Origin of the sequence: Pseudoalteromonas sp. US3C1004 (genome assembly GCF_048401065.1) — a bacterium.
GTDB classification, from domain to species: Bacteria; Pseudomonadota; Gammaproteobacteria; order Enterobacterales; family Alteromonadaceae; genus Pseudoalteromonas; species Pseudoalteromonas undina.
This window is the reverse complement of the sequence record NZ_CP183073.1, coordinates 1,284,774-1,306,783: the sequence shown is the minus strand read 5'-3', so window position 1 is coordinate 1,306,783 and position 22,010 is coordinate 1,284,774. Positions and strand designations below refer to the sequence as shown.

The following is a 22,010-nucleotide window of genomic DNA, read 5'->3' as shown; positions in this document are numbered from 1 at the left end:
ACCACGTCACGCCACTTAGTTTGTTTTTAACTTAGCTAAAAACTCTTTATGAGTAGGTAGTTTATCTACCGTTGAATTTATTAGGGTTTTTAACGTTATGAATAAATCCGTTAGTTGTTCACTGCTTAATGAGTCAACAATACTGTTATAGTCATTTGGTATTAGGCCTTGACCTATAAATACTTGCTGCCAAGCTACTTCTGCAAATAACTCGTCGTTTTCGCGCACGACTTTGCCCGTTTGTTTAAATAAATCCATTTTATGCGCTAACGATTGAGGAATTTCCATTTGCTTACATTGACGCCAAAATGGGGTGTCTTCTCGCTCAGTTAATTTATAGTGCAAAATAATGAAGTCACGAATATGCTCGATTTCACTGATGCTTTGCTTATTAAATTCAGTTACTAACGCATCACTAACCCCATTATGAGGAAACAACTTAATTAAACGTGTGACCGCACTTTGTATTAAGTGAATACTAGTAGACTCTAAGGGCTCTAAAAATCCACTAGAGAGCCCTACTGCGACTACATTTTTATGCCACTGCTTTAAACGTCGACCTGTTTTAAATTTAATTAAACGCGGGCTTGTTGTTGGCTCACCCGGTAAGTTATTTAATAAAAGCGCGGTTGCTGACTCATCCGATAAATAACGGCTGCAATACACTAAGCCATTACCTGTTCGATTTTGTAGCGGAATTTGCCACTGCCAACCTGCGGCATGTGCTATGGAGCGCGTATAGGGCTTTAATTCGTTGCTGCCTGTTGATTGCACTGCAACAGCACTATCGCAAGGTAAATAATGCGACCAATCAACAAACCCCGTATTGAGAGTTTGCTCAATTAAAAGTGCGCGCTGGCCTGTGCAATCTATAAATAAATCGCCTTGGATTTGGCTATTATCGTCAAGTGTTAAGTTGGTGATATTACCTGTGTCTGGGCATTGCTCAACACGTTCTATTTTTGCATCAATGTGTTTAACGCCGCGTGATAATGCAAGATTTTTTAAATATTCAGCATACAAAGTGGCGTCAAAGTGAAACGCATAACTAAGCCCTGGTAATTGAGTATTAGGAATAGTATTTAGTAGCGTAAATTTGTGCTGTTTAGCGGCTTGATAGTTAAGAGAAAAATCCCATAAAGAGTCCTCGCTGCCATTAATGTGCCCTTTTACCCAAAAATTATAAAAGTCACAAAAGGGAAAATCTTTACCAAACAAGCCAAATGCATGCATGTAGCTATGCCCTGGTGTTTTCCAATTTTCGAACTCTATACCCAGTTTGATAGACGCATTAGTAGCATTTATAAAATCTTGCTCATTAATACCGAGCGCATTATTAAGCCCAATAACAGGAGGAATAGTGGCCTCTCCCACACCTATAGTGCCAATGCTACTTGATTCAATAAGGGTAATATTAATTACTTTACCTAACACTTTATTAAGTAGTGCTGCGGTTATCCAACCAGCTGTTCCACCGCCTGCGATGACGACATGTTTTATTGGCTTCATATTATTACTCACTTTTTTAAATCAGAATTTAAAAAGTTTGATAAAACTTAGGTAAAGTAGCTATAAAAAAACCCTTGTAAAACTAATTACAAGGGCTTCATAATACAAAACTTATTATAGCTTGTAGCTTACACCGAGTAAGTAAGTACGGCCATAGTCTTGGTAATCACGCACTTGCAGCGCATTATCGCCTTGCAATGATGTAAACGCTTCTTCGGTAATGTTTTGAATTTGGAACGTCATTGATAAGTTCTCAAAACCAGCAATACCAGAATCAGCAAAGTCATAGCCTACTTGCGCATCCCAAATAGTCTCGCCAAGTATATCAACTTGTTGTGTTGCAAAACCTGAACCGTAGATATCACCTTTAAAGTCACTACGTTTACGCATGCTGGTACGTGCTTGGAAACCATTGCGTTCGAAGTACACAGTTAGGCTATCAATTTTATCTGACAAACCTGGTAGTTCGTAATCGTTTCCGTTTTGATCTTGCAAGTCTTGCTCAACGCTGGTGTGGCTCGCAATTAAACCAAAACCTTCTAATGACTCATGTAATACACTGAAAGGGAATGATAATGAAAGCTCATAGCCCCATAAATTACCATCGCCACCATTTACTTTACTTGAACGGGTAGCTGTATTTCTATCCGCAGGAGGAACTTCGCCGGTTGCAGGGTCTTCTTTACCTGTTACATCAACATCATAACGCTCATCAAAAATCCATTGGTCAATGTCTTTATAAAATAACGCTGCTGAAAAGTAACCTTCTGCATCAAAGTAGTTTTCGTATGTTAAATCAAAGCCTGTTGCTTCTTTTGGTTCAAGCTCTGCATTACCACCAGATATAGACCAGTAGTTACCATTTTCGTCAGGCTTTTCGCTGTTATAGCTTGTCTCAATCGATGCATGCATTTCATCAAGGCGAGCACGAGAAATTGTTTTAGCCGCGCCAAAACGAATTGTTTGCTCTTGGTCGATTGCAAAAGATAAGTTTAAGCTTGGTAATACATTTGAATAGTCGTGGCTAATATCAGTAGGTGATGCAACCACTAAACCATTAATATTTGATGCTTCGAAGCCTTGTGATGACTGCTCAGTGCGTACATAACGTATACCCACATTACCTGTTACCGGTATGCCACCAATCTCAGCGTTAATGTCTGCTTGAATAAATGCAGCGGTAACTTCTTCTTGTACCGTCCACGAACGCGTTAAGTGTTTTTGATCCGTTAAGCTTTCTTGTAATAGATCGTAATAACCATCATTTACCAGGCCATTGGTGTCATAAGCAATCATGTCACCCATGCCAATAAAGTCTAAACTTGCTGAGCCTAAACGGTATTGCTCTGGCACTGATACCATACCAGGATTATCTAAAGAAAAATCTTTTAAAGTCATGAAGTAGCCTTCAGACTGTTTTACTTTCTCACGGTCACGGTAAGATAAACCAAAGTTAATACGGCTAAAGTATTCGTTTTCAAGTACTTTACTGGCCGCTAACTTAAGCGTTGAAAGCTCATCGCTAATTTCTGGGGCATTAATAAAGCCATCTTGTGCGGTATTTTGATAAGCCGTGTCATTTAAGCCGTACTTATTATTAAGCGCAGCACTGCTTCCCCAAGATAAAGGACCGCCTAATTGAATTAAGTCGTAGTCGCTGTAATCAAGCTCATGAGTGAATTGTGCGCCCGTATTTCCACCATCAAATGCATACCCTATGTTATCGGCAACACCATTTGAATCGCCACGGCCAGTACCTGAGTAACTCTCAATACTCCAAATCGTACGGTCAACTTCTGAGTGGCTGGCATCAAATTCAACTGACCAATCATCGTTAATATCGTATTTAGCGTTAAAACCAAATTGTGATAGTTCTGCTTTTCGCTCTTCATAGTCATTTCGCACAACAACACGCTGACCTTGCGTTACTGCACTGGTAATAAAGCCAGACTGCTCATCTACAGTAACACTATTTGGGTCGATGCTACCTTGACCCCAGGCGAAAGGTACTTCGATACCACGTAAGATTTTTTCGTCGTTGAAATCTACATATAATGCATCAAACGTCATGTTTAAACGGTCATTTGGTGCAGCTTCTACAACTAGCATCGCTGAATCACGTTCAAGTGTTGATGAACGTACGAAAGGTTTAGCGCCGCCTAAAATTGAATAGTTTTGTCCATCATTACCTGTGAACTCTGGATAACCCCAAGAATTCCAGCGTTTTTCTTGGTTTGGAGAACTCATTGTGTTGTAAGCAAATGCTACACCTATAGTGTCATCTGCAAACTGGTCTATGTATGAAACGGTGCCACGAAACCCTTTGTCATCGCCATCTGGGTTTAATTTATCAAAGCTAGTTTGCTCATACTGACCATTAAACATGATCACTTGTTCACCTTTATTTAAAGGCTTTACCGTTTGCATGTCGATAACACCGGCAATGCCTTCAGCTTCAATGCTAGCACTTGGCGTTTTATAAACAGTAACACCGCTCATTATTTCTGATGGGTAAAGGTCAAACTCAACACCACGGTTGTCACCAATAGATACCTGCTCACGGCCATTAAATGTTGTTGCGCTTTCGTTTTCGCTAAAACCACGAACACTTACACGACTAGCACGGCCATCAAGACGTTGCGCTGTTAAACCTGGTAAACGTGCGATTGACTCTGCAATAGATGAATCAGGAAGTTTACCAATGTCTTCAGCAGAAATTGACTCAACCACCTGTGTTGAAAAACGCTTAGTATTTATTGATTCAACAACACTACCGCGAAAACCTTTCACTTCGATGATTTCTACATCATCATTTTTTATTGTTTCTTCTTGTGCCGCAGTGGTGGCAAAGCTTGATAATCCGGCAGCAGTTAATGCTAGCGTTAGTATACTTGGTTTGAACATAGCCATAATGTTTTCCCGTTACCCATAATGTGATACCCGCTTACTTGCTTAAGTGATAGTTAAACATGCGAGCTTATTTTGTTGTCAGGATGAATATTAACGCTCGTATTATTTTATTAACAACTTATTGCATACGTATTCAAAATAGCACCGCACGCACAAATTTAACATTAAATTTACAAACCAACATGTAACCAACTGTTTTAAAATAGGTTATTTTGGTGCAAGAGTATTTTATGAGTTAAGTGATAACCACTATTTATTTTTTTATGAAATAAACCTTTCATAAAACGCTGATAAAGAGAAGCAAGAAAATTTTATTTTTTAATTAATTACTAAACACACTATCTACACAAATTAAATTGGTAAGACCAATAACTAAAAACACCAACTCAGTGCAGACCTTTGTTTTTGTGCACCTAAACAGCGCAAACAATAAATTAACAACTCCATATTAGAATTGGTAAAATATAATAAGAATAATCCACGACTCAAATCGATTGCCTGAACGATTATTTCATCCAGTTTTAATACCTTAAAATCGGTGCATACGTATGCAGGATTTTTACAGTATGACAGGCTTCAAGTATGCTTTTTCAAATAAACGGGGATTATTACCTCTAAAAAAAGAACAACACAAAGACAGTGTGAAAACGGAGAAAAGCATGGCCCAAAAGCAATGGTATAAAGGTGCGGTTATTTATCAGGTTTATCCGCGTAGCTTTCAAGATAGCAACAACGATGGCATTGGTGATTTAAAAGGGATAATAAATCGTATTGATTACATTAAAAGCTTAGGGGTGGATGCTATTTGGATCTCACCTTTCTTTAAATCGCCGATGAAAGATTTTGGTTATGATATTAGCGACTATCGTGATATTGACCCGCTTTTTGGTAATTTAGCAGATTTTGATGAGTTAATTGCGCAAGCGCATCAACGCGATATTAAAATTATTATTGACCAAGTGCTTAGCCATACCTCAGACCAACATCAATGGTTTATTGATAGCCGTGAAGACTTAACCAACGATAAAGCTGATTGGTATGTATGGGCCGATGCTAAAGAAGACGGCACAGCACCTAATAATTGGTTGTCTATTTTTGGTGGCGGTGCATGGCAATGGGAGCCACGTCGTGGACAATATTACTTACATAACTTTTTTACTGAACAGCCTGATCTTAACTTTCATAACCCCGATGTTCGCCAAGCCGTACTAGATAATGTTGAGTTTTGGCTTAAAAAGGGCGTGGATGGCTTTAGGTTAGACGCAATTAACTTTTGTTACCATGACGCTTTGCTTCGTGATAACCCAGCAAAACCAAAAGAAAAGCGTCAAGGCCGTGGCTTTAGCGAAGATAATCCGTATGCATTTCAGTACCATTACTACAATAATACCCAGCCTGAAAACATAGAGTTTATGCGTGATATTCGTACTTTACTCAACAAGTACCCTGGTACCGTATCACTGGGTGAAATTTCATCTGAAGATTCATTAGCCACAATGGCAGAATACACCCAAGGCGGCGATAAACTGCATATGGGTTATAGCTTTGAGCTGTTAACGGATGATTACTCAAGCGAGTATATAAGAAATACCGTTACTACACTTGAGCAACGCATGACTGAAGGCTGGCCTTGCTGGGCATTTAGTAACCATGACGTAGAACGTGTTGCTAGCCGTTGGAGTGAAACGGGAGAGGTAAACCCAGCGCAATGTAAAATGTTGACCGCCCTACTCGCTTCACTACGTGGCAGCGTGTGTATGTATCAAGGTGAAGAACTCGGACTCGGTGAAGCCAGTGTTGCTTTTGAAGATTTACAAGACCCATACGGCATAACTTTTTGGCCAAACTTTAAAGGTCGCGATGGATGTCGTACCCCAATGCCTTGGGAAAACCGTAATAACTCACAACCAAATGCACACAATGCAGGATTTAGCGAGGTAAAACCGTGGTTACCTGTTGATCAACAACACAAGCTCCAAGCAGTTGCTGAACAAGAGAATGATGCAAACTCAATATTAAATGCGTACCGTGAGTTTATGGCCTGGCGTAAAAACCAGCCAGTATTACTTGAAGGTGATATTGAGTTTATACAAACCGCCGAGCCAATTTTGGCTTTTTACCGCACGTTAAACGAAGAAAAGATGTTGTGTGTATTCAATTTAAGCGGGGCAAAAGCAGAGCTTGCTATTGATATTGTTGTTGAAAAAGAGCATAGCGCGCTTTCTCATTACAACGCGCAGCTCAATAATAAAACACTGACCGTTGAGCCATTTGGTAGTTATTACGCCAACTGCAGTTAATATTTAAAATTATTACAAATAAAAAACCCGAGCATTGCTCGGGTTTTTTATAACAAATTTTTAGTGGTTAATTGTTTTACTATTTAAATAATCAGTAAAAGCAAATAGTACACCTGATACCACAAACGTAACGTGTATCAGTACTTTCCAGAGTAATTCATTATTAGAATGAGACGTAGAACTTATAAATACCTTAAGCAGCTCAACGGCAGAAATGGCCACTATTGCACTGATCAGCTTCATTTTTAAACCAGAAAACCCGACCTTACCCATCCATACAGGGCGGTCTTCATGATTTTCGATATTAAGCTTAGAGACAAAGTTTTCGTAACCGCTAAAAATAATAATCAACAGCAGACCTGCTAACAATGCAGTATCAACTAAAGTTAAAATACCAACCAACAGCTCTTGATTACTAGCAGTAAACGTCGCTATCCCCATCATATATAGTTGTTTAAAAAACTTTATAAGTAGTAAAAGCACAGCAAATAATAAGCCTACAAAAAATGGGGCGAGTAACCAGCGTCCTTTAAATATCAACGACTCAAGCGCATGCTCTACTTTATGAACAGGGTGTATTTTTTTATTTGTATTATTTGTGTGTGGCTCTGACATAGGGGCACCTAAAAATTAAAACGCGACATTAGCTTAAATTAAACGCTAACACAATCACTTCAGCCTAAAAGTAGGTACACAATATGCTTATCCTGACGATAAAAATTTTTCGTTTTCCTTTATGTGAATTGTGATTAAAAATCAGTTTACCAACAGAGATGTTCTGGCTTGGTTACACTTGTTTTATGTAGGCATTATTTGAATGCATAACTCGATTGTTACTCCATTTTTAGGAATAAAAAAATGAATAAAGCATTACTCGCGTTAATCGTTGCACCATTTTTCGTTTTATCAGCTGCAAATGCAGTTGCAAGCGATACTACAGACGCTTCAGCCGAAACGATTCAAGAATTCACAGAAATGTGTGTTAGCTGGGCTAAAGAAGACGACGTAAGCGATGAAACAATTTATAACTATGTTTTAAAGTGTGTGAATGATGAACTAACATCTGAAGGCTATAACAAAGTCACTGCTGTTAAGATTTAATGAACAATTGAGCGGTTCAAACCTAAATTGGTTACATTTTAACTCTGTAAAATAAAAAATCAGGTTAAAAATGCCATTGCGATAGGTTTGATAATGCAAAAAAAACCGGAACTGTCACAGGCTGTGCGTTCCGGTTTTTATTATTAAAGCGATGAATAATTAATTATTCATCATCTTTTTTTGGTTTGGCTTTAGCTTTAGCTTTACTTTTAGCTGGCGCTTTTTTAGCTGCAGCTTTCTTTTTAGGCGCAGCTTTTTTCTTAGCCTCTTCTACCCATTTACCACCCTCGTAATGGGCCGTCCAACCAGTTGCTTTACCATCAACTTCAGTCATCACATATTGGACTTTGTTTTTACGACTGTAACGCACAACAGCAAGGTTGCCATCAGGATCTTTGGCTGGTGCATCAGCTAGGTAGTAAAACTTAGGCGAAATACGATCTCTAAAGCGTTGTAACTCTTCTACTTTAGGAGCACGTGTTTCTCGTGATTTAGGGAACGTATTTGCAGCTAAGAAAATACCGGCCGCGCCATCACGTAATACAAAATAGGCTTCAGACTTTTCACATTCTAATTCAGGGATATGAACTGGATCTTCTTTTGGTGGCGCAGCTTCGCCATTTTTTAACAACTTACGTGTATTTTTACATTCATCGTTGTTACAACCAAAATACTTACCAAATCGGCCTGATTTTAATTCCATATCAGCGCCACATTTATCACATTCGATAATAGGGCCGTCGTAGCCTTTAATTTTAAAGGTACCCTCTTCAACAACATGCCCCTGACATGCTGGGTTATTACCACACACATGCAATTTACGGGTTTCGTCGATAAGGTATGAATCCATCGCTGTTTCACAAATTGGACAGCGCTTCATTTGCATTAATGTTTCTGTTTCAACGTCTTCAACATCAGCTGCAACCGCTTCATCACCCGACACTAAATTCATAGTAGTAGTACAGCGCTCTTTAGGTGGCAGGTTATAACCTGTACAGCCTAAGAATACGCCCGTTGAAGCAGTACGAATGCCCATTTTTCTGCCACAGGTTGGACAGTCAATATCGGTTTCTACCATTTGATTAAGACGCATGCCGCCTTCATCTGGTTCGCCTTTAGCAATGTTTAACTGGGTTGAGAAATCAGCATAAAACTTATCGAGAACTTGCGTCCAAACACGCTCGCCTTCAGCGATATCATCTAAACGACCTTCCATTTTAGCGGTAAAATCGAAGTTCATTAAATCAGTAAAGTTTTCAACTAGGCGATCGGTAACGATTTCACCCATTTTTTCAGCGAAAAAGCGACGATTTTCTACTCGAACATAGCCACGATCTTGAATAGTCGAAATGATAGACGCGTAAGTTGAAGGACGGCCAATACCACGTTTTTCAAGTTCTTTAACTAAGCTCGCTTCACTAAAACGTGCTGGCGGCTTGGTAAAATGCTGCTTAGGATCAAGCTCAACTAAGGTGAGAACTTCACCTTGCTTAACAGCAGGAAGTGATTGATCTTCTTCGTTCTTTTTACGCACTGCTGGCTGTACTTTAGTCCAACCATCGAAGCGAAGCACACGGCCTTTTGCCTTTAATGTGAAATCATTGGCGGCAACGGTTAATGTGGTTAAGTCGTATTCAGCAGGCACCATTTGACAAGCCACGAACTGACGCCAAATAAGCTCATAAAGCTTTTTAGCATCTGCATCCACACCTTCAACATGCCCTGAAAGTACCGATACGCTGGAAGGACGAATCGCTTCGTGCGCCTCTTGTGCATTACCCTTTGAGCTGTAATTAATTGGATCAGCAGGTAAATATTTTGCACCAAACTCATTGGTTACATACTCACGACACATCTCAACCGCATCTTTCGATAAGTTAGTAGAATCGGTACGCATATAGGTAATGTAACCACCTTCATATAGGCGCTGCGCAAGCATCATGGTCTTTTTAACGCCATAACCGAGTCGAGTACTGGCGGCTTGTTGCATGGTTGAAGTAATAAATGGCGCACTTGGGCGACTCTTACTTGGTTTTTCTTCAACGCTTACAACTTTGTATTCGGCATTCTCAAGGCTTTTAACTGCTGCTGTAGCTTGTGCTTCATTTACAGGCTTAAATGGCTTGTCTGCTTGTTTAGTGACTTCTAAACGTAAGTCAGACTCGCTATTTTTAACATCTGCATGAATATCCCAGAACTCTTCAGGAATAAACGCTTTAATTTCACGTTCGCGTTCTACTAATAAACGCACTGCAACAGATTGAACTCGTCCTGCCGATAAACCTCGTGCAACTTTAGCCCACAACAAAGGTGAGACCATAAAACCAACCACACGGTCTAGAAAACGACGGGTCTGCTGTGCAAAAACCATATCGGTGTTCAATTCACCCGGTGTTTCAAACGCTTGTTGTATTGCATTTTTAGTGATTTCGTTAAACACGACGCGCTTATACTTTTCAGGTTCGCCACCAATAATTTCTTGAAGGTGCCAAGCAATTGCTTCCCCTTCTCTATCCAAATCCGTTGCGAGATAGATTTGATCAGCATTTTGGGCAAGCTTTTGTAATTCTTGAACAACCTTTTCTTTACCCGGCAATACTTCGTAATGTGGTTCCCACCCTTTTTCGGGATCGATGCCCATACGCGCGACTAAGTTAGAGTAGTCACGTTGCTGTTTATACGCTGCTTTCTCATCAGGTGGCATTTTACGAACCTCAGCAGGTGTTTTGCTTGCTGGTACTTTGTTTTTGCCTGATCCTGATGTAGGTAAATCTCGTACGTGCCCAATGCTGGACTTCACGATAAAATCATTACCTAAGTATTTATTAATTGTTTTAGCCTTAGCAGGTGACTCTACAATTACTAGCGATTTGCCCATAGTTGCCTATTTCTAACCTAGTTTTTTAAATGTGTTTAGCCGACTCATGCGGCGCGAATATTTATAGGTATATCTACAAACACTAGTTCTTACAAGCTTTTAATACAAACTTTTCAGTATTTACTGAATAAACAAACAATTTCTGTTGTTAATTTAAACAAACCAGCGTTTTTTGAATAATTGATGTGGAATATATAGAATAGAAACAAAAATGCCAACCTTATTGGTTGGCATTTTTTATCCTTCACATATTTTAAACCTTAGGTTCGTCTAAAATCGACATCACGGTATATTGGGTTTTCACACCTCCTGGCGTTTCAAACTCAATGTATAAAAACCCAGAATCAACATCATTTGGCTCAGCCTCTTTAGTAATATTAACTGAAACAGAGATTGGCGTTTTTTGTGCTGTATTAACCACGGTGTAATCTGTTAACCCTCTTAATACACCATTGTCGGCAGTGACGCTCACTGTAGTGCCCGCAGGCAGTGGATTGTTATGAATATCGCTGAAGAAAATAGTCACTGAAATCGCACTGTAGGGCGTTGAGTCGCTGATATCAATAAGATTTATGTCGCACATACCTGCCATATCAGAAGCTTCTAAGCGAATACCATCACTTAAACTACAGTCATTTAAAGCCGTTACAGCTCTAATGTAAGGTGTACTACCTGACATAACTAACTCTGAACGAGCGCGCACATTAACTGTTTCACGAGTACACGCATTTGCAGCAAGGGCCTCATCACTACATAACAAGCCATTGTATATACCATCACCACTATCATACAGGCCATTATTTAATGGGCCTGAGCGTTCCACATACCACTCATCTTCACCACCATTAGAATCCACAGGGTTTACTGGCGCTGGTAAATTCCCATCAAACACCCCATTTTCATTAAAATCTATAAAGGCTTCAGGTAAATCTTGTAAAGTTGAGTCAAACTCGTTTTGATTAAATTCACCGTTGGCAGATACATCATTAAATGACTCTTCACCCACAGAATAAGCGAGTAAGCTAACACGTCCACCTAGTGGGTAATCAATTGGCGAGTCATTAGGCGCATCAGTTAGCGCAATTGGATCGCCATTGCTGTCTAGATAATTAATTAAGTTACCATTTGCGTCGAGTTGTGACTCTCTAATACCTAAAGTACAAGGTGCAGATTGTCCAAAATAACGGTCGCATTTATCTGCAACAGAATTATTATAAATGCTGTAATGATATGGGACTGGGTTTTGGCTACGCCACTGCGCTTTACACACACCGTCTGTGGTGCGACAAAGTAATAAAGGTGTAAATTGTTCATCATCAATAGTGCCAACTGCACCACCTTCACTGGCAATATAAATTGCCGTGTTATCTGGTACAAAATTATTAAAATGATCGGCTGCAAATACGGTTAAGTCTGTAGTTACTCCTGCTTCGTTTAATGACTCGGTATTAAAGGTTTGCACTGCAAGCGTGAAACTATCCTGATCTGGCACACCTGTCGTAATAGTAATGTCATTAGAAACAATAGAGATCACACTATTCTGTGAGGTATCACTACTATCAATCTGATGCGAAGCAATCACAGATAAAATACCAGCAGCTTTTCCTGAGCGAACGTTTACAGTCACTAAACCTTCGTTGTTAGTAAATTGAAATGCGCTGTCTAATAGAGCCCCTCCAGGGTTTTGTGAAAGTGCAAAATCAATTTGCTTTTGACCCACTGGATTTCCATTTACATCTAAAAGCTTAAAGGTGAGTTCTGAATTCTCGGTCAAGGTTTGACCACCCGCTCCTTTAATAGCTAACACTTGATTAGTCGCCCCCATAAACGCAATTGAGCCAGTTTGAGCTGCAGCTACATTGATGTTTATAGTTTTTGTTGCAACATTACCACCAGTAACCACAGTCGCGGTAATCGTATCTATACCATTACAGCCATCAGCTTTATAAGTTGCACTTGCCGTACCACCAATACTCGTTACCACATTATCGATAGTGGCTTTAGGGGTCGACTCTTCTGCGCAAGCAGAAGTGAATTGCACTTCAAGGGGTGTAGTAAATACATTATTACTACCATCTACAATCTCAGCTGTAATGATCGTGGTAGAACCTGCAGATAAAACATCACCCGAAGCAATACCCGCGCTTAAATTAACATTTACTTGAACAGCGTTAATTTCAAATAAAGCACTCGCAATTCCGCCCTGTGCGGTTAATTCAACTTGACCAACACCTGAGCTACTGCCAGGCAATAAATTCAAAATAGCCACACCAAACGCATCAGTTTTAGCTGTTAAGCTTTCTGGTAGTAAAATTCCTAGCGTGGTTGTCGCTTGAACCAGTACATTACTGGCTGGCGTATTACTACCAGGTTTTGTGATTTTTGCATAAACAATCGCTTGTTGCCCAAGTAAGTTGCTATTTTGTGAACAATCAGATGGATCAAGTTCTGTAGAATCTCTATCAATATTTAACCAACTATCAGGACAGTTTTGTAAGATTTTAATGTCAATATTTGCAGCCGATTCATTAGATTGCGGCTCATCACCTGCGGTATAAAAACCGAGCTTACTTGTGGAGCCTTCGTAGCTGGCAACAATAGTTCCCGCTCCTTCAACACTGCCTGCACTGAGCTCAATAGTTGCAACACCACTTGTATTTGTTAATGCGCTTGCTGTAGCAGGTATGAAAGAGCCAAGTGTTGTAGTAAAACTAACTTCTTGACGAACAACAGGCTGTCCATCACTGTCAGTTACAGTCGCAACGACCTCAAGCGGATTGTTAGCGGTAACGATTCGATCTTCAAAATTAAGTTCAACTTGGGTATCTAGTACGGCATTGTCGCCTCCAGTATCCCCACCAACGGTTCCTGTCTCTTTCTCAAGTGAGCCACCACCGCCACAAGCAATGAGTAATGAGCTGAGCAATATAATGCTAAGCAAACGGGTTAAAGGCATATGTTTCTCCAATGCGCTATTACTAAGTTAAACTTATTTACTTAATGTTAACCTATAACTTAGTCTAAAATCTCAGATTTTTACTTCTTTTTGCGATAAAAATTTTTAAAAAGTTGACGTTTTTCCTGTAAAAAAAATTACATGCTGTTAGTCTATGCCAAATTTATAAAAAATAGATTGGAAATATGTCTAAAATCCGTTCAATGAGTTTAACTACTCGCATCATGATTGGTATGGTGCTTGGTGTTGCAGTAGGCTTTATATTTCAGGCTATATTAGCTGGTGAAGACGATTACCTAATCCCTCTTGGGTTATTCTCTTTGCCAATTAAAGCCTTTTTTGTTGATGGCCTTTTTCATGTAGGTGGGCAAATATTTATAGCTAGTTTAAAAATGCTAGTTGTTCCCCTCGTCTTTGTATCGCTTGTGTGTGGTACTTGTAGTTTAAGCGATCCTAAAAAATTAGGCCGTTTAGGTGGAAAGTCGATTGGCCTATATTTGGTTACCACAGCGATAGCTATTACAGTGGCAATTACACTGGCGTTACTATTTAACCCAGGTGAAGGGATTGGGCTTCCTTCTCAAGCAAGCTACGACGCAAAAGAAGCGCCAACTTTAGCTCGCGTTATTATTGATATGTTCCCTACCAATCCTTTTGAAGCAATGGCAAAAGGTAATATGCTACAAGTTATTGTATTTGCTTTATTATTTGGTATTGCAATGGCGCTTAGCGGTAAAGCAGGTAAACGTGTAGCAACAGTATTTGAAGACTTAAACACCGTTATCTTAAAACTAGTTACATTATTAATGAATATTGCTCCTTACGGCGTATTTTTCTTAATGGCTAAGTTATTTACTACCATCGAGCTTAACTTAATTGTGAGCTTAGCTAAGTATTTTGGCGTGGTTGTTTTAGCCCTGTTATTGCATGCATTCGTAAATTACACTCTGCTGCTAAAAGTACTTACAGGCCTAAACCCGCTCACTTTCTTAGCTAAAATGAAACACACCTGTTTATTTGCTTTTAGTACCTCAAGTTCAAGCGCAACTATGCCTATCACACTTGAGACTGCAACTAAGAAGCTAGGCGCTAATAACTCAGTGGCCTCATTTACTATTCCATTAGGCGCCACCATTAATATGGATGGCACTGCAATTATGCAAGGTGTCGCTACGGTATTTATTGCTCAAGTATTTAGTGTTGATTTAACTATTTCTGATTACTTAATGGTAATACTAACAGCAACGCTTGCCTCGGTTGGCACAGCGGGTGTTCCTGGCGTTGGTTTAATTATGCTGGCTATGGTACTTAACCAAGTAGGCTTACCTGTTGAAGGAATCGCAATTATAATAGGTGTTGATAGACTACTTGATATGACCCGAACCGCAGTAAATGTAACAGGCGATTGTATGGTAACCTGTGTTGTGGCTAAAAGTGAGGGTGAATTAGATGAAAGTATTTTCAACGACCCTAATGCAGCTAAAGATTTAGAAGACTATCACAAGTCAATTGACTAACAGCTTCTATCTTAAGTTATAAAAAAAGCCTTGCTACTTCATTAAGTAACAAGGCTTTTTTATTATGTATAAGCTATGAAATTATTAAGGGTTTAACGCCTTAAATTTTGACATTAAACTCACTCCTGCCTTATTCACACCATGGCTGAGCCCTATTGCAAGCTTATCACTTAGCCCTTTTTTAATTTTATATTGCACCTTGTATATTTGATGCTGATGTTGCTGCTCTAGTAAGGCATCATCACTGGTTTTAATGGTATCAACTAAGCCTTTTTCAATCGCTTGGGTTGCAAACCAATGTTCACCCGTTGCCACTAAGTCCATATTCAAACTGGGACGCTGTGTGCTCACAAAGGTTTTAAATAACACATGGGTTTGCTCTATCTCTTCGCGAAATTTTTCACGGGCTTTATCGGTATTTTCACCAAAAAGTGTTAGCGTACGTTTAAATTCGCCCGCCGTAATTTGTTCAAAATCAACATCGTTCTTCTTTAATATTTTATTAAAGTTTGGAATTTGTGCAATAACACCAATAGAGCCAACAATTGCGAACGGCGCTGCAATAATATGATCAGCCACACAAGCCATCATGTAGCCACCACTGGCAGCGACTTTGTCTATTGATACGGTTAACTCAATACCAGCTGACTTAAAACGTTGTAGTTGTGATGCAGCTAAACCATAGCCATGCACAACGCCGCCACCACTTTCAAGACGAACTAACACTTTGTCCTTTTCAGGGTCCGCGATTGAAATAATCGCAGTCACTTCTTCGCGTAAACTCTCTACTTCATGTGCATCCATGCTGCCGTTAAAGTCAATAACATAGAGTCGTGATTTAGGCTCTTCTTTTTCAGCTTTTTTTTGCTCTATTTTTTGTTGCTTTTGATAGGCTTTTAGCTCTTTTTTACCTAGCGTATTATTTAAAAAGCTTTCTTTTATATTAGTAAGCTGCTCTGATAAGTCATCTATTTCTATCTCACCTTTTTTTGCTTTTGGCTTAACAGCCGAGCTTACAATTAAGGTCAAAATGACAGCGATAGCAATAACAAAGGTAATGGTTTTAGCAAAAAACAAACCGTACTCGTATAAAAATTCCAACTGTGTTCTCCGTTTATAAATTTCAGTCAATTTAGCATGCTTTAAAATAAAAAAAAGCCACTATACAGTGGCTTTTAGTACTTAATTGAGTGGTTGATTATTAATTCGTCACAACCTCAGTGTTTTGCACCATTAAAAGGCGCCCTCTTGAAGCTAGGTAAGTAGCAACCTGCAATTGCATTTCAGCATTCGCAGCTGCACTACCCGCAACTGTAGACGACTCACCTTCATCCTGTGCAGGTGTTAATATTGACCCATGATGGCCGGTATTAAATTTAACTAAATAGCTAGAGCCCATCTCTGTTGGCGCTTGCGATGTACTTACTGTTTCTAACCCCATAAAGTTGGCTAAAGGGATTGTACCTGCAATTGGATTGTTAGCAGTCATTGGCGGAATAACTTGATCTGGCTTGTTATTATCTGTGCCATCACCAACAACAACATTCATGTACACTGGCGTTTCTAGTGCTTTAACAGTTGCTGCATAGTTGGTTGGGTCGCCACTATCTAATGCTGTTTGTGCTGCAAATACAAACTGCGTCATTACGCCCTTTATATTAGCAAGTTTATCGGTTTCTCCCGCCATAGTTAGCGATGCTGCAAATTCATTAAAGCCACAGCTTAAGAAGTCCTGCATGTCTGGTAACAAAGCACCACAGTTTGATAACGCACCAGCGTTTAAAAATGCATTGAACTCATCAGCTTCAGCAGTACCTGCTTGAGAAAGTACAGAGCCTTGAATAAATGGACCAAACGCTGCTGATTCTAGTAAGAAGCTTGCAATACCGCCACCACCACTTGCTAATGCTACAGCGTTAACCTTAAATAATGGGTCTACTTGGTCGGCCAATGGACTATTAGCTTGTGCAATAAACGCAGGCGCTACAATTGATCCCAGAGAATGGCCAATGTAAGACACATCTTGTGAATTCATTGTGCTATCACCGCTGAAGTTTAGACCTAAACGTAAACCAAGTAAGTCAGCACTTGACTGGCGTAGGCTATCTCTAGCTACTAATAATGAGCTCAAGTTCATGTAACTAAGTACAGAGCCTGTCGTTGCGTTAAAGTCATCATTACCGTCTAAATCAACGTCTACACCACGCTCGCCATGACGAGGATGGTCAATTGCAACTGTGGCAAAGCCTTGCAGTGAAAGCTGTGCTGTTAGTGTTAACATGCTTTCTTTTTGTGTGGTTATACCGTGTTGCATAATCACTACTGGCCAACCACCTGCTGGCATAGCAGTAAATGGCTCTAAACCTAAACCTGTACGGTATGCATTAACAACCGGTAAAATCGGCTTAGTAATTTGCACTGGCACATTAGCCATGCTCTGCACTTTAGGAAGTGAGTTATATTTAGTTAAGTGTTTAGTGCTATCAAGCCCTAAATCACGAAGCTGTCCATCACTCAAAGCAGCACACATTGCATCGTTAGTGCTAATAGGATCGGTTGGGAACGCTTCACCAGCTTGCGCTTTATAGCCTAAAATAGCGACAGCACTATCACACATACCTTGCCAGTAAGTATCGTTTAAATCACTGATCTCTTTACCTTCAGGCGTGCCTAAATACATAGGTAATTGAATGCTGCCTTTTTGATATTGCGCAGCTTGGAACACATCAGGTACAGTCACCCCCTGCAATGCAAAAGCTTGTTGTACGTTAGCCATAGGCTGAGTTGGAATTTGCAACGCAGGCGTTGGAATTGTTGGCTCTGTTAAGCTTGCTGCTAAAACCTTTTTAATCGTGCCAAGCACTGGTCCTGCTGATTGCATTGTCATAGCAGCAGAAAAAATAATATCGTCTTTTGTAATATCACCAGAGCTTACTACTACGTTTTCATAACTATTCACAGCTCCTTGCAGCGCAAGTTGTGATGGCGTTACTAAAGGCGCTTCTTGTTTAACAGTGGCATATGTTGAAGATGGTTCAATTGAGCGACCTTGTGAATCTTTCAGTTCAGTCGTTAGCACATTAATGTATGAACTACCGGCTTTAAAAGGCTTAAGTGGGACAATTGCAACCGCGTCTCCAGAGCCTTGTGTAATAAAATCCACGCCAAAGGTCAATTCGCCTACTAATTTACATGCTGCACCGGCTGGTGCTTGCGAACATTCGGCATCAGTTAAGCTTGCACCCATGATCACTTCAAAAATACGTACAGAGCCTGGTGAAGCTGCAGACGTTTGATCAAGGCTAATGCCCGGTGGAAAGGTTAGAGCAATTTTGAATGGCACTTGAGTAGACCAGCCATCAAGTGCGCCTATTGCTAGTTGCGGATCTGCATATTCAGCTCGAGAGATAGAAACATTCTCGTCATTTAATTCCCCAGGAATATTGAGTGTGCCATCAAGCGTACCACTCATCAATAAATCATTAGGAACCGAAATTACACCATTTGCAGGGTCAAACTTTACCGTAGCTTTTGGAATAACTGTAACTGAATCGTTTTTAACATCTTCTAACGTTTCTCCGCCGCCACAGCCTGCTAATGCAGCTGCAACTGAGAGCGAGAGTAGCATTTTTTTCATAGTGTTCTCCGCACAAATCTTATTTTTATAGTGTGTTTATAGTCAGTGTAATTAAGTTAAAATAATGTAGCTAGTATATTAATGAGACATTAGACCAGTTAAACTTAACGTAAACTTTCTAGTTTCGCCACCTAAATTTGTAATAAATTCGATTACTTGTCGATTTGCTATGTTAAAATCAAAAAAAATTTAAACATTGGTACTTTTATGCATACCTATCAAGCAACTGAAAACGCACTTAAAGACAAAGTAATTTTGATCACAGGCGCAGGTGATGGTATCGGCCGTGTCGCAGCTATTACCTATGCTAAACATGGTGCAACCGTTATTTTATTAGGAAAAACAACTAATAAACTAGAATGTGTGTATGACGAAATCGTCAATGCAGGCTACCCACAGCCAGCGATTGTGCCTATGGACTTAAAAGGTGCAACTAAGCAGAACTATCGAGATTTAGCCGCAACAATCGAAAATCAATTTGGCCGCCTTGATGGACTATTAAATAACGCGGGTATTTTAGGTACTTTAGGGCCGTTAGAGCATTTTTGTTCATCAACATTCGAAAATGTGATGAAAGTAAACGTCACCGCACAAGCGATGATCACTAAAGCGCTATTCCCTGTCATGCGTAAATCAAAAAGTGCCTCAGTGGTATTTACCTCATCGGGTGTCGGTCGTAAAGGAAGAGAGTTTTGGGGACCTTATGCAATTTCTAAATTTGCGGTTGAAGGTATGATGCAAACATGGGCGTGTGAAGTTGAAAAAACGCCAATCCGTGTTAACTGTATTAACCCAGGCGCAACCCGTACATCGATGCGTGCAAGTGCATTCCCAGGTGAGGATCGTGATTTACTTGCGACACCTGAAGATTTAATGCCAACTTATCTGTATTTAATGAGCGACGACTCAAAAGATATCAATGGCCAATCGTTAGACGCACAGGTTAAAAAATAATATTTAGTTTTAAACGTAAAAAAGCCGCTATAAAAAGCGGCTTTATTGTTTTATTAGTAGCGTAATTACTTACGTTTAGTCGGTTTTACACGTTGATTATGCTTTTTAACCGCCTTACGAATTTGATTTATTTTCGCGCGCTTATCTTTACGTTTTTCAGGGATAACCGACAGCTTAGTTTGCGTTTCTTTACCAAGTTTAACTGTTTTACGTAAATAGTTAACTGTGTCTAAATCGTACTCAATCCAACCACCTTGTGGTACACGCTTATCAAGCTCTAATTTACCGTAACGTATACGAATTAGGCGTGACACTTCCACATCTTGTGATTGCCATAAACGACGAACTTCACGATTACGACCTTCGTTAAGAGTTACGTTGTACCAGCGGTTAATGCCTTCACCGCCCATAGGCTTAATACCGGTAAATTTAGCCGGACCATCTTCAAGCTCTACACCGCGAAGTAAGTTTTTCATTGTTTCGTCAGTCACTTCACCAAATACGCGAGCTGAATATTCGCGTTCAACTTCGTAGCTCGGGTGCATTAAGCGATTTGCTAATTCACCATCATTGGTAAAGAGCATCAACCCTGACGTATTCACATCTAATCGCCCTACTGCTATCCAACGATCGCCATCTATACGTGGCAAACGGTCGAATACAGTACGACGACCTTCTGGATCTTTACGAGTACTTAGTTCGCCCTCTGGCTTGTTGTACATAATTACGCGACAAATTCTGTCAGCTTTTTCTTCAATTTTAACAGTGTGGCCGTCAACACGAATTAAATCGGTTTCTTCAACCCTGTCGCCTAACTTAGCTACTTTACCGTTTACACTCACACGATTAGCGTCAATGTATTTTTCCATTTCGCGGCGTGAACCTACCCCTGCGCGGGCTAGGACTTTTTGTAACTTTTCACCTTGTATACTCATTTGGATGGTTCTCTCACAGAAGGATCACTTAATAACTGGGTAATTTTACTTTGCTGTTGCTCTGGCAATGCAGGTAAATCATGAAGTCCCGTTATTGAAAAATAATCTAAAAATTGTTTAGTCGTTGCATAAAGTGCCGGTTTCCCAGGTACTTCTTTATGCCCAACTACTTTAACCCACTCTCTTTCAAGCAGAGTTTTAATAATATTTGAGCCTGTTGCTACGCCCCGTACTTGCTCAATTTCACCACGGGTAATAGGTTGTTTATATGCAATTAGCGACAAGGTTTCGAGTAAAGCTCGCGAATACTTAGGAGCGCGTTCTTGCCATAAATTACTCAACCATGGGCTTAAACTGCTACACGCTTGAAAACGATACCCACTGCCTACCTCAACTAAGCGTATACCGCGGGTTTGATAATGAACTTGAATTGCCTCTACAGCATCATTAATGCGCGCCATAGAAATTGCTAAATCGTTTAAAACCGTGTCCTTAAGATGACGTTTTGATACGGGCTTATCTGCCACAAAAATCGCCGCTTCAATGATTTCAATTAATTGTTCATCACTAATTCGCCGACCTACCATAATCACTCTTAAGTTAATAAAAACACACAGCCATCTATTATGACAGAACAATCACAAACTAGGAAAATATATTAACAAAATAACGTTTCATAGGCATAAAAAAGCCAGTGAAAAACACTGGCTTGATATCAAGTACATTCAGTAACGTAATTTAACTGTTTTTAAGTTGCTCAAGTGCATCATCTTCTGCAACAGAATCACCATGCTTTTGAATATAGCTGTTGAACTCTTTTTTGCTTACTTGTTTATCTTTATTACGATCCATGTAACCAAAATGATTTGATATATCATCGTCATCAGCTTCAGTAACTGAAATAAAGCCATTGCTATCATTATCTAAGCTTTTAAAATCATTTTCTATTTTATCAAACTTGGCAATATCAGCTTTAAATGCAGACTCACTCACTTCACTATCTGTAGCAACTTTTCCAGCATTTAGCTGCATATAAGCATCATATTCATTACGGCTTATTTGATTATCCATATTTGTATCTATGTTTGAAAAGTGCTGCCAAATACTATCATCGTCGGCTTCTGTTTTAGAAATAAAGCCATCGCTGTCGTTATCTAAGCTTGCAAAATCACTGTCGATTTTTTCTAAACCTTGATTTGAAGAACAAGCTGCTAAACTCAATGCGGCTAAAACAGTAGAAGCTATCGTTAATTTTTTCATAAGACGTATCCTTGTATTAATAAATTTCAATTTTAGTGATACAAATACGATGC

Annotated in this window: 14 protein-coding genes; 4 read left to right on the top strand and 10 right to left on the bottom strand. The window is 39.7% G+C overall.

Annotated features, from left to right (window positions below; all coding sequences use genetic code 11):
- Positions 1-15: 15 nt before the first annotated feature.
- Together ACNSN3_RS06015 and ACNSN3_RS06010 are read right to left on the bottom strand one after the other, a co-directional pair.
- Positions 16-1,509 carry a tryptophan halogenase family protein gene (locus tag ACNSN3_RS06015; protein ID WP_418608777.1) on the bottom strand — a complete coding sequence of 498 codons (1,494 nt, stop codon included), beginning with the start codon at positions 1,507-1,509 and terminating at the stop codon, positions 16-18.
- Between the two features lie 114 nt (positions 1,510-1,623).
- Positions 1,624-4,419 (bottom strand): TonB-dependent receptor, encoded by a 2,796-nt coding sequence (locus tag ACNSN3_RS06010; RefSeq protein WP_138621051.1) that lies wholly within the window; start codon positions 4,417-4,419, stop codon positions 1,624-1,626.
- A gap of 659 nt (positions 4,420-5,078) precedes the next feature.
- Between ACNSN3_RS06010 and ACNSN3_RS06005 the strand changes: the two genes are divergently transcribed.
- Complete coding sequence (locus tag ACNSN3_RS06005; protein ID WP_138571208.1) at positions 5,079-6,719, top strand: alpha-glucosidase family protein; 1,641 nt, start codon at positions 5,079-5,081, stop codon at positions 6,717-6,719.
- A 60-nt stretch (positions 6,720-6,779) separates the two neighbouring features.
- Here the strand turns inward: ACNSN3_RS06005 and ACNSN3_RS06000 are convergent, their stop codons facing one another.
- The gene (locus tag ACNSN3_RS06000; protein WP_075169311.1) at positions 6,780-7,334 is read right to left on the bottom strand and encodes a TIGR00645 family protein; all 555 of its coding nucleotides are present in this window, start codon (positions 7,332-7,334) and stop codon (positions 6,780-6,782) included.
- Between the two features lie 243 nt (positions 7,335-7,577).
- Between ACNSN3_RS06000 and ACNSN3_RS05995 the strand changes: the two genes are divergently transcribed.
- Positions 7,578-7,820 (top strand): hypothetical protein, encoded by a 243-nt coding sequence (locus ACNSN3_RS05995; protein WP_075169312.1) that lies wholly within the window; start codon positions 7,578-7,580, stop codon positions 7,818-7,820.
- Positions 7,821-7,983: 163 nt separating this feature from the next.
- On the opposite strand, the gene topA is transcribed toward ACNSN3_RS05995, so the two are convergent.
- Both topA and ACNSN3_RS05985 read right to left on the bottom strand, forming a co-directional pair.
- Entirely contained in the window at positions 7,984-10,698 is a 2,715-nt protein-coding gene (gene topA, locus ACNSN3_RS05990) for a type I DNA topoisomerase (protein ID WP_418608776.1), read from the bottom strand.
- A 253-nt stretch (positions 10,699-10,951) separates the two neighbouring features.
- Complete coding sequence (locus tag ACNSN3_RS05985; protein ID WP_418608775.1) at positions 10,952-13,654, bottom strand: hypothetical protein; 2,703 nt, start codon at positions 13,652-13,654, stop codon at positions 10,952-10,954.
- Between the two features lie 185 nt (positions 13,655-13,839).
- Here ACNSN3_RS05985 and ACNSN3_RS05980 point away from each other — a divergent pair, with 185 nt between their 5' ends.
- Entirely contained in the window at positions 13,840-15,171 is a 1,332-nt protein-coding gene (locus ACNSN3_RS05980) for a dicarboxylate/amino acid:cation symporter (RefSeq protein WP_054200804.1), read from the top strand.
- A gap of 84 nt (positions 15,172-15,255) precedes the next feature.
- Here the strand turns inward: ACNSN3_RS05980 and sohB are convergent, their stop codons facing one another.
- A complete protein-coding gene (sohB, locus tag ACNSN3_RS05975) occupies positions 15,256-16,272 on the bottom strand; it encodes a protease SohB (RefSeq protein WP_138626862.1) in 1,017 nt (338 codons plus the stop codon).
- Between the two features lie 100 nt (positions 16,273-16,372).
- A complete protein-coding gene (locus ACNSN3_RS05970; protein WP_418608774.1) occupies positions 16,373-18,808 on the bottom strand; it encodes a VolA/Pla-1 family phospholipase in 2,436 nt (811 codons plus the stop codon).
- Positions 18,809-19,015: 207 nt separating this feature from the next.
- Here ACNSN3_RS05970 and ACNSN3_RS05965 point away from each other — a divergent pair, with 207 nt between their 5' ends.
- The gene (locus ACNSN3_RS05965) at positions 19,016-19,762 is read left to right on the top strand and encodes a YciK family oxidoreductase (RefSeq protein ID WP_109874741.1); all 747 of its coding nucleotides are present in this window, start codon (positions 19,016-19,018) and stop codon (positions 19,760-19,762) included.
- A 65-nt stretch (positions 19,763-19,827) separates the two neighbouring features.
- Here ACNSN3_RS05965 and rluB read toward each other — a convergent pair whose 3' ends face one another.
- From rluB to ACNSN3_RS05950, 3 genes are all read right to left on the bottom strand, one after another.
- Entirely contained in the window at positions 19,828-20,697 is an 870-nt protein-coding gene (gene rluB / locus ACNSN3_RS05960; protein ID WP_008110001.1) for a 23S rRNA pseudouridine(2605) synthase RluB, read from the bottom strand.
- Complete coding sequence (gene scpB, locus ACNSN3_RS05955) at positions 20,694-21,284, bottom strand: SMC-Scp complex subunit ScpB (RefSeq protein ID WP_008110002.1); 591 nt, start codon at positions 21,282-21,284, stop codon at positions 20,694-20,696. The genes rluB and scpB overlap by 4 nt, the downstream gene beginning before the upstream one ends.
- A gap of 151 nt (positions 21,285-21,435) precedes the next feature.
- Positions 21,436-21,957 (bottom strand): EF-hand domain-containing protein, encoded by a 522-nt coding sequence (locus ACNSN3_RS05950; RefSeq protein WP_418608773.1) that lies wholly within the window; start codon positions 21,955-21,957, stop codon positions 21,436-21,438.
- Positions 21,958-22,010 lie beyond the last annotated feature (53 nt).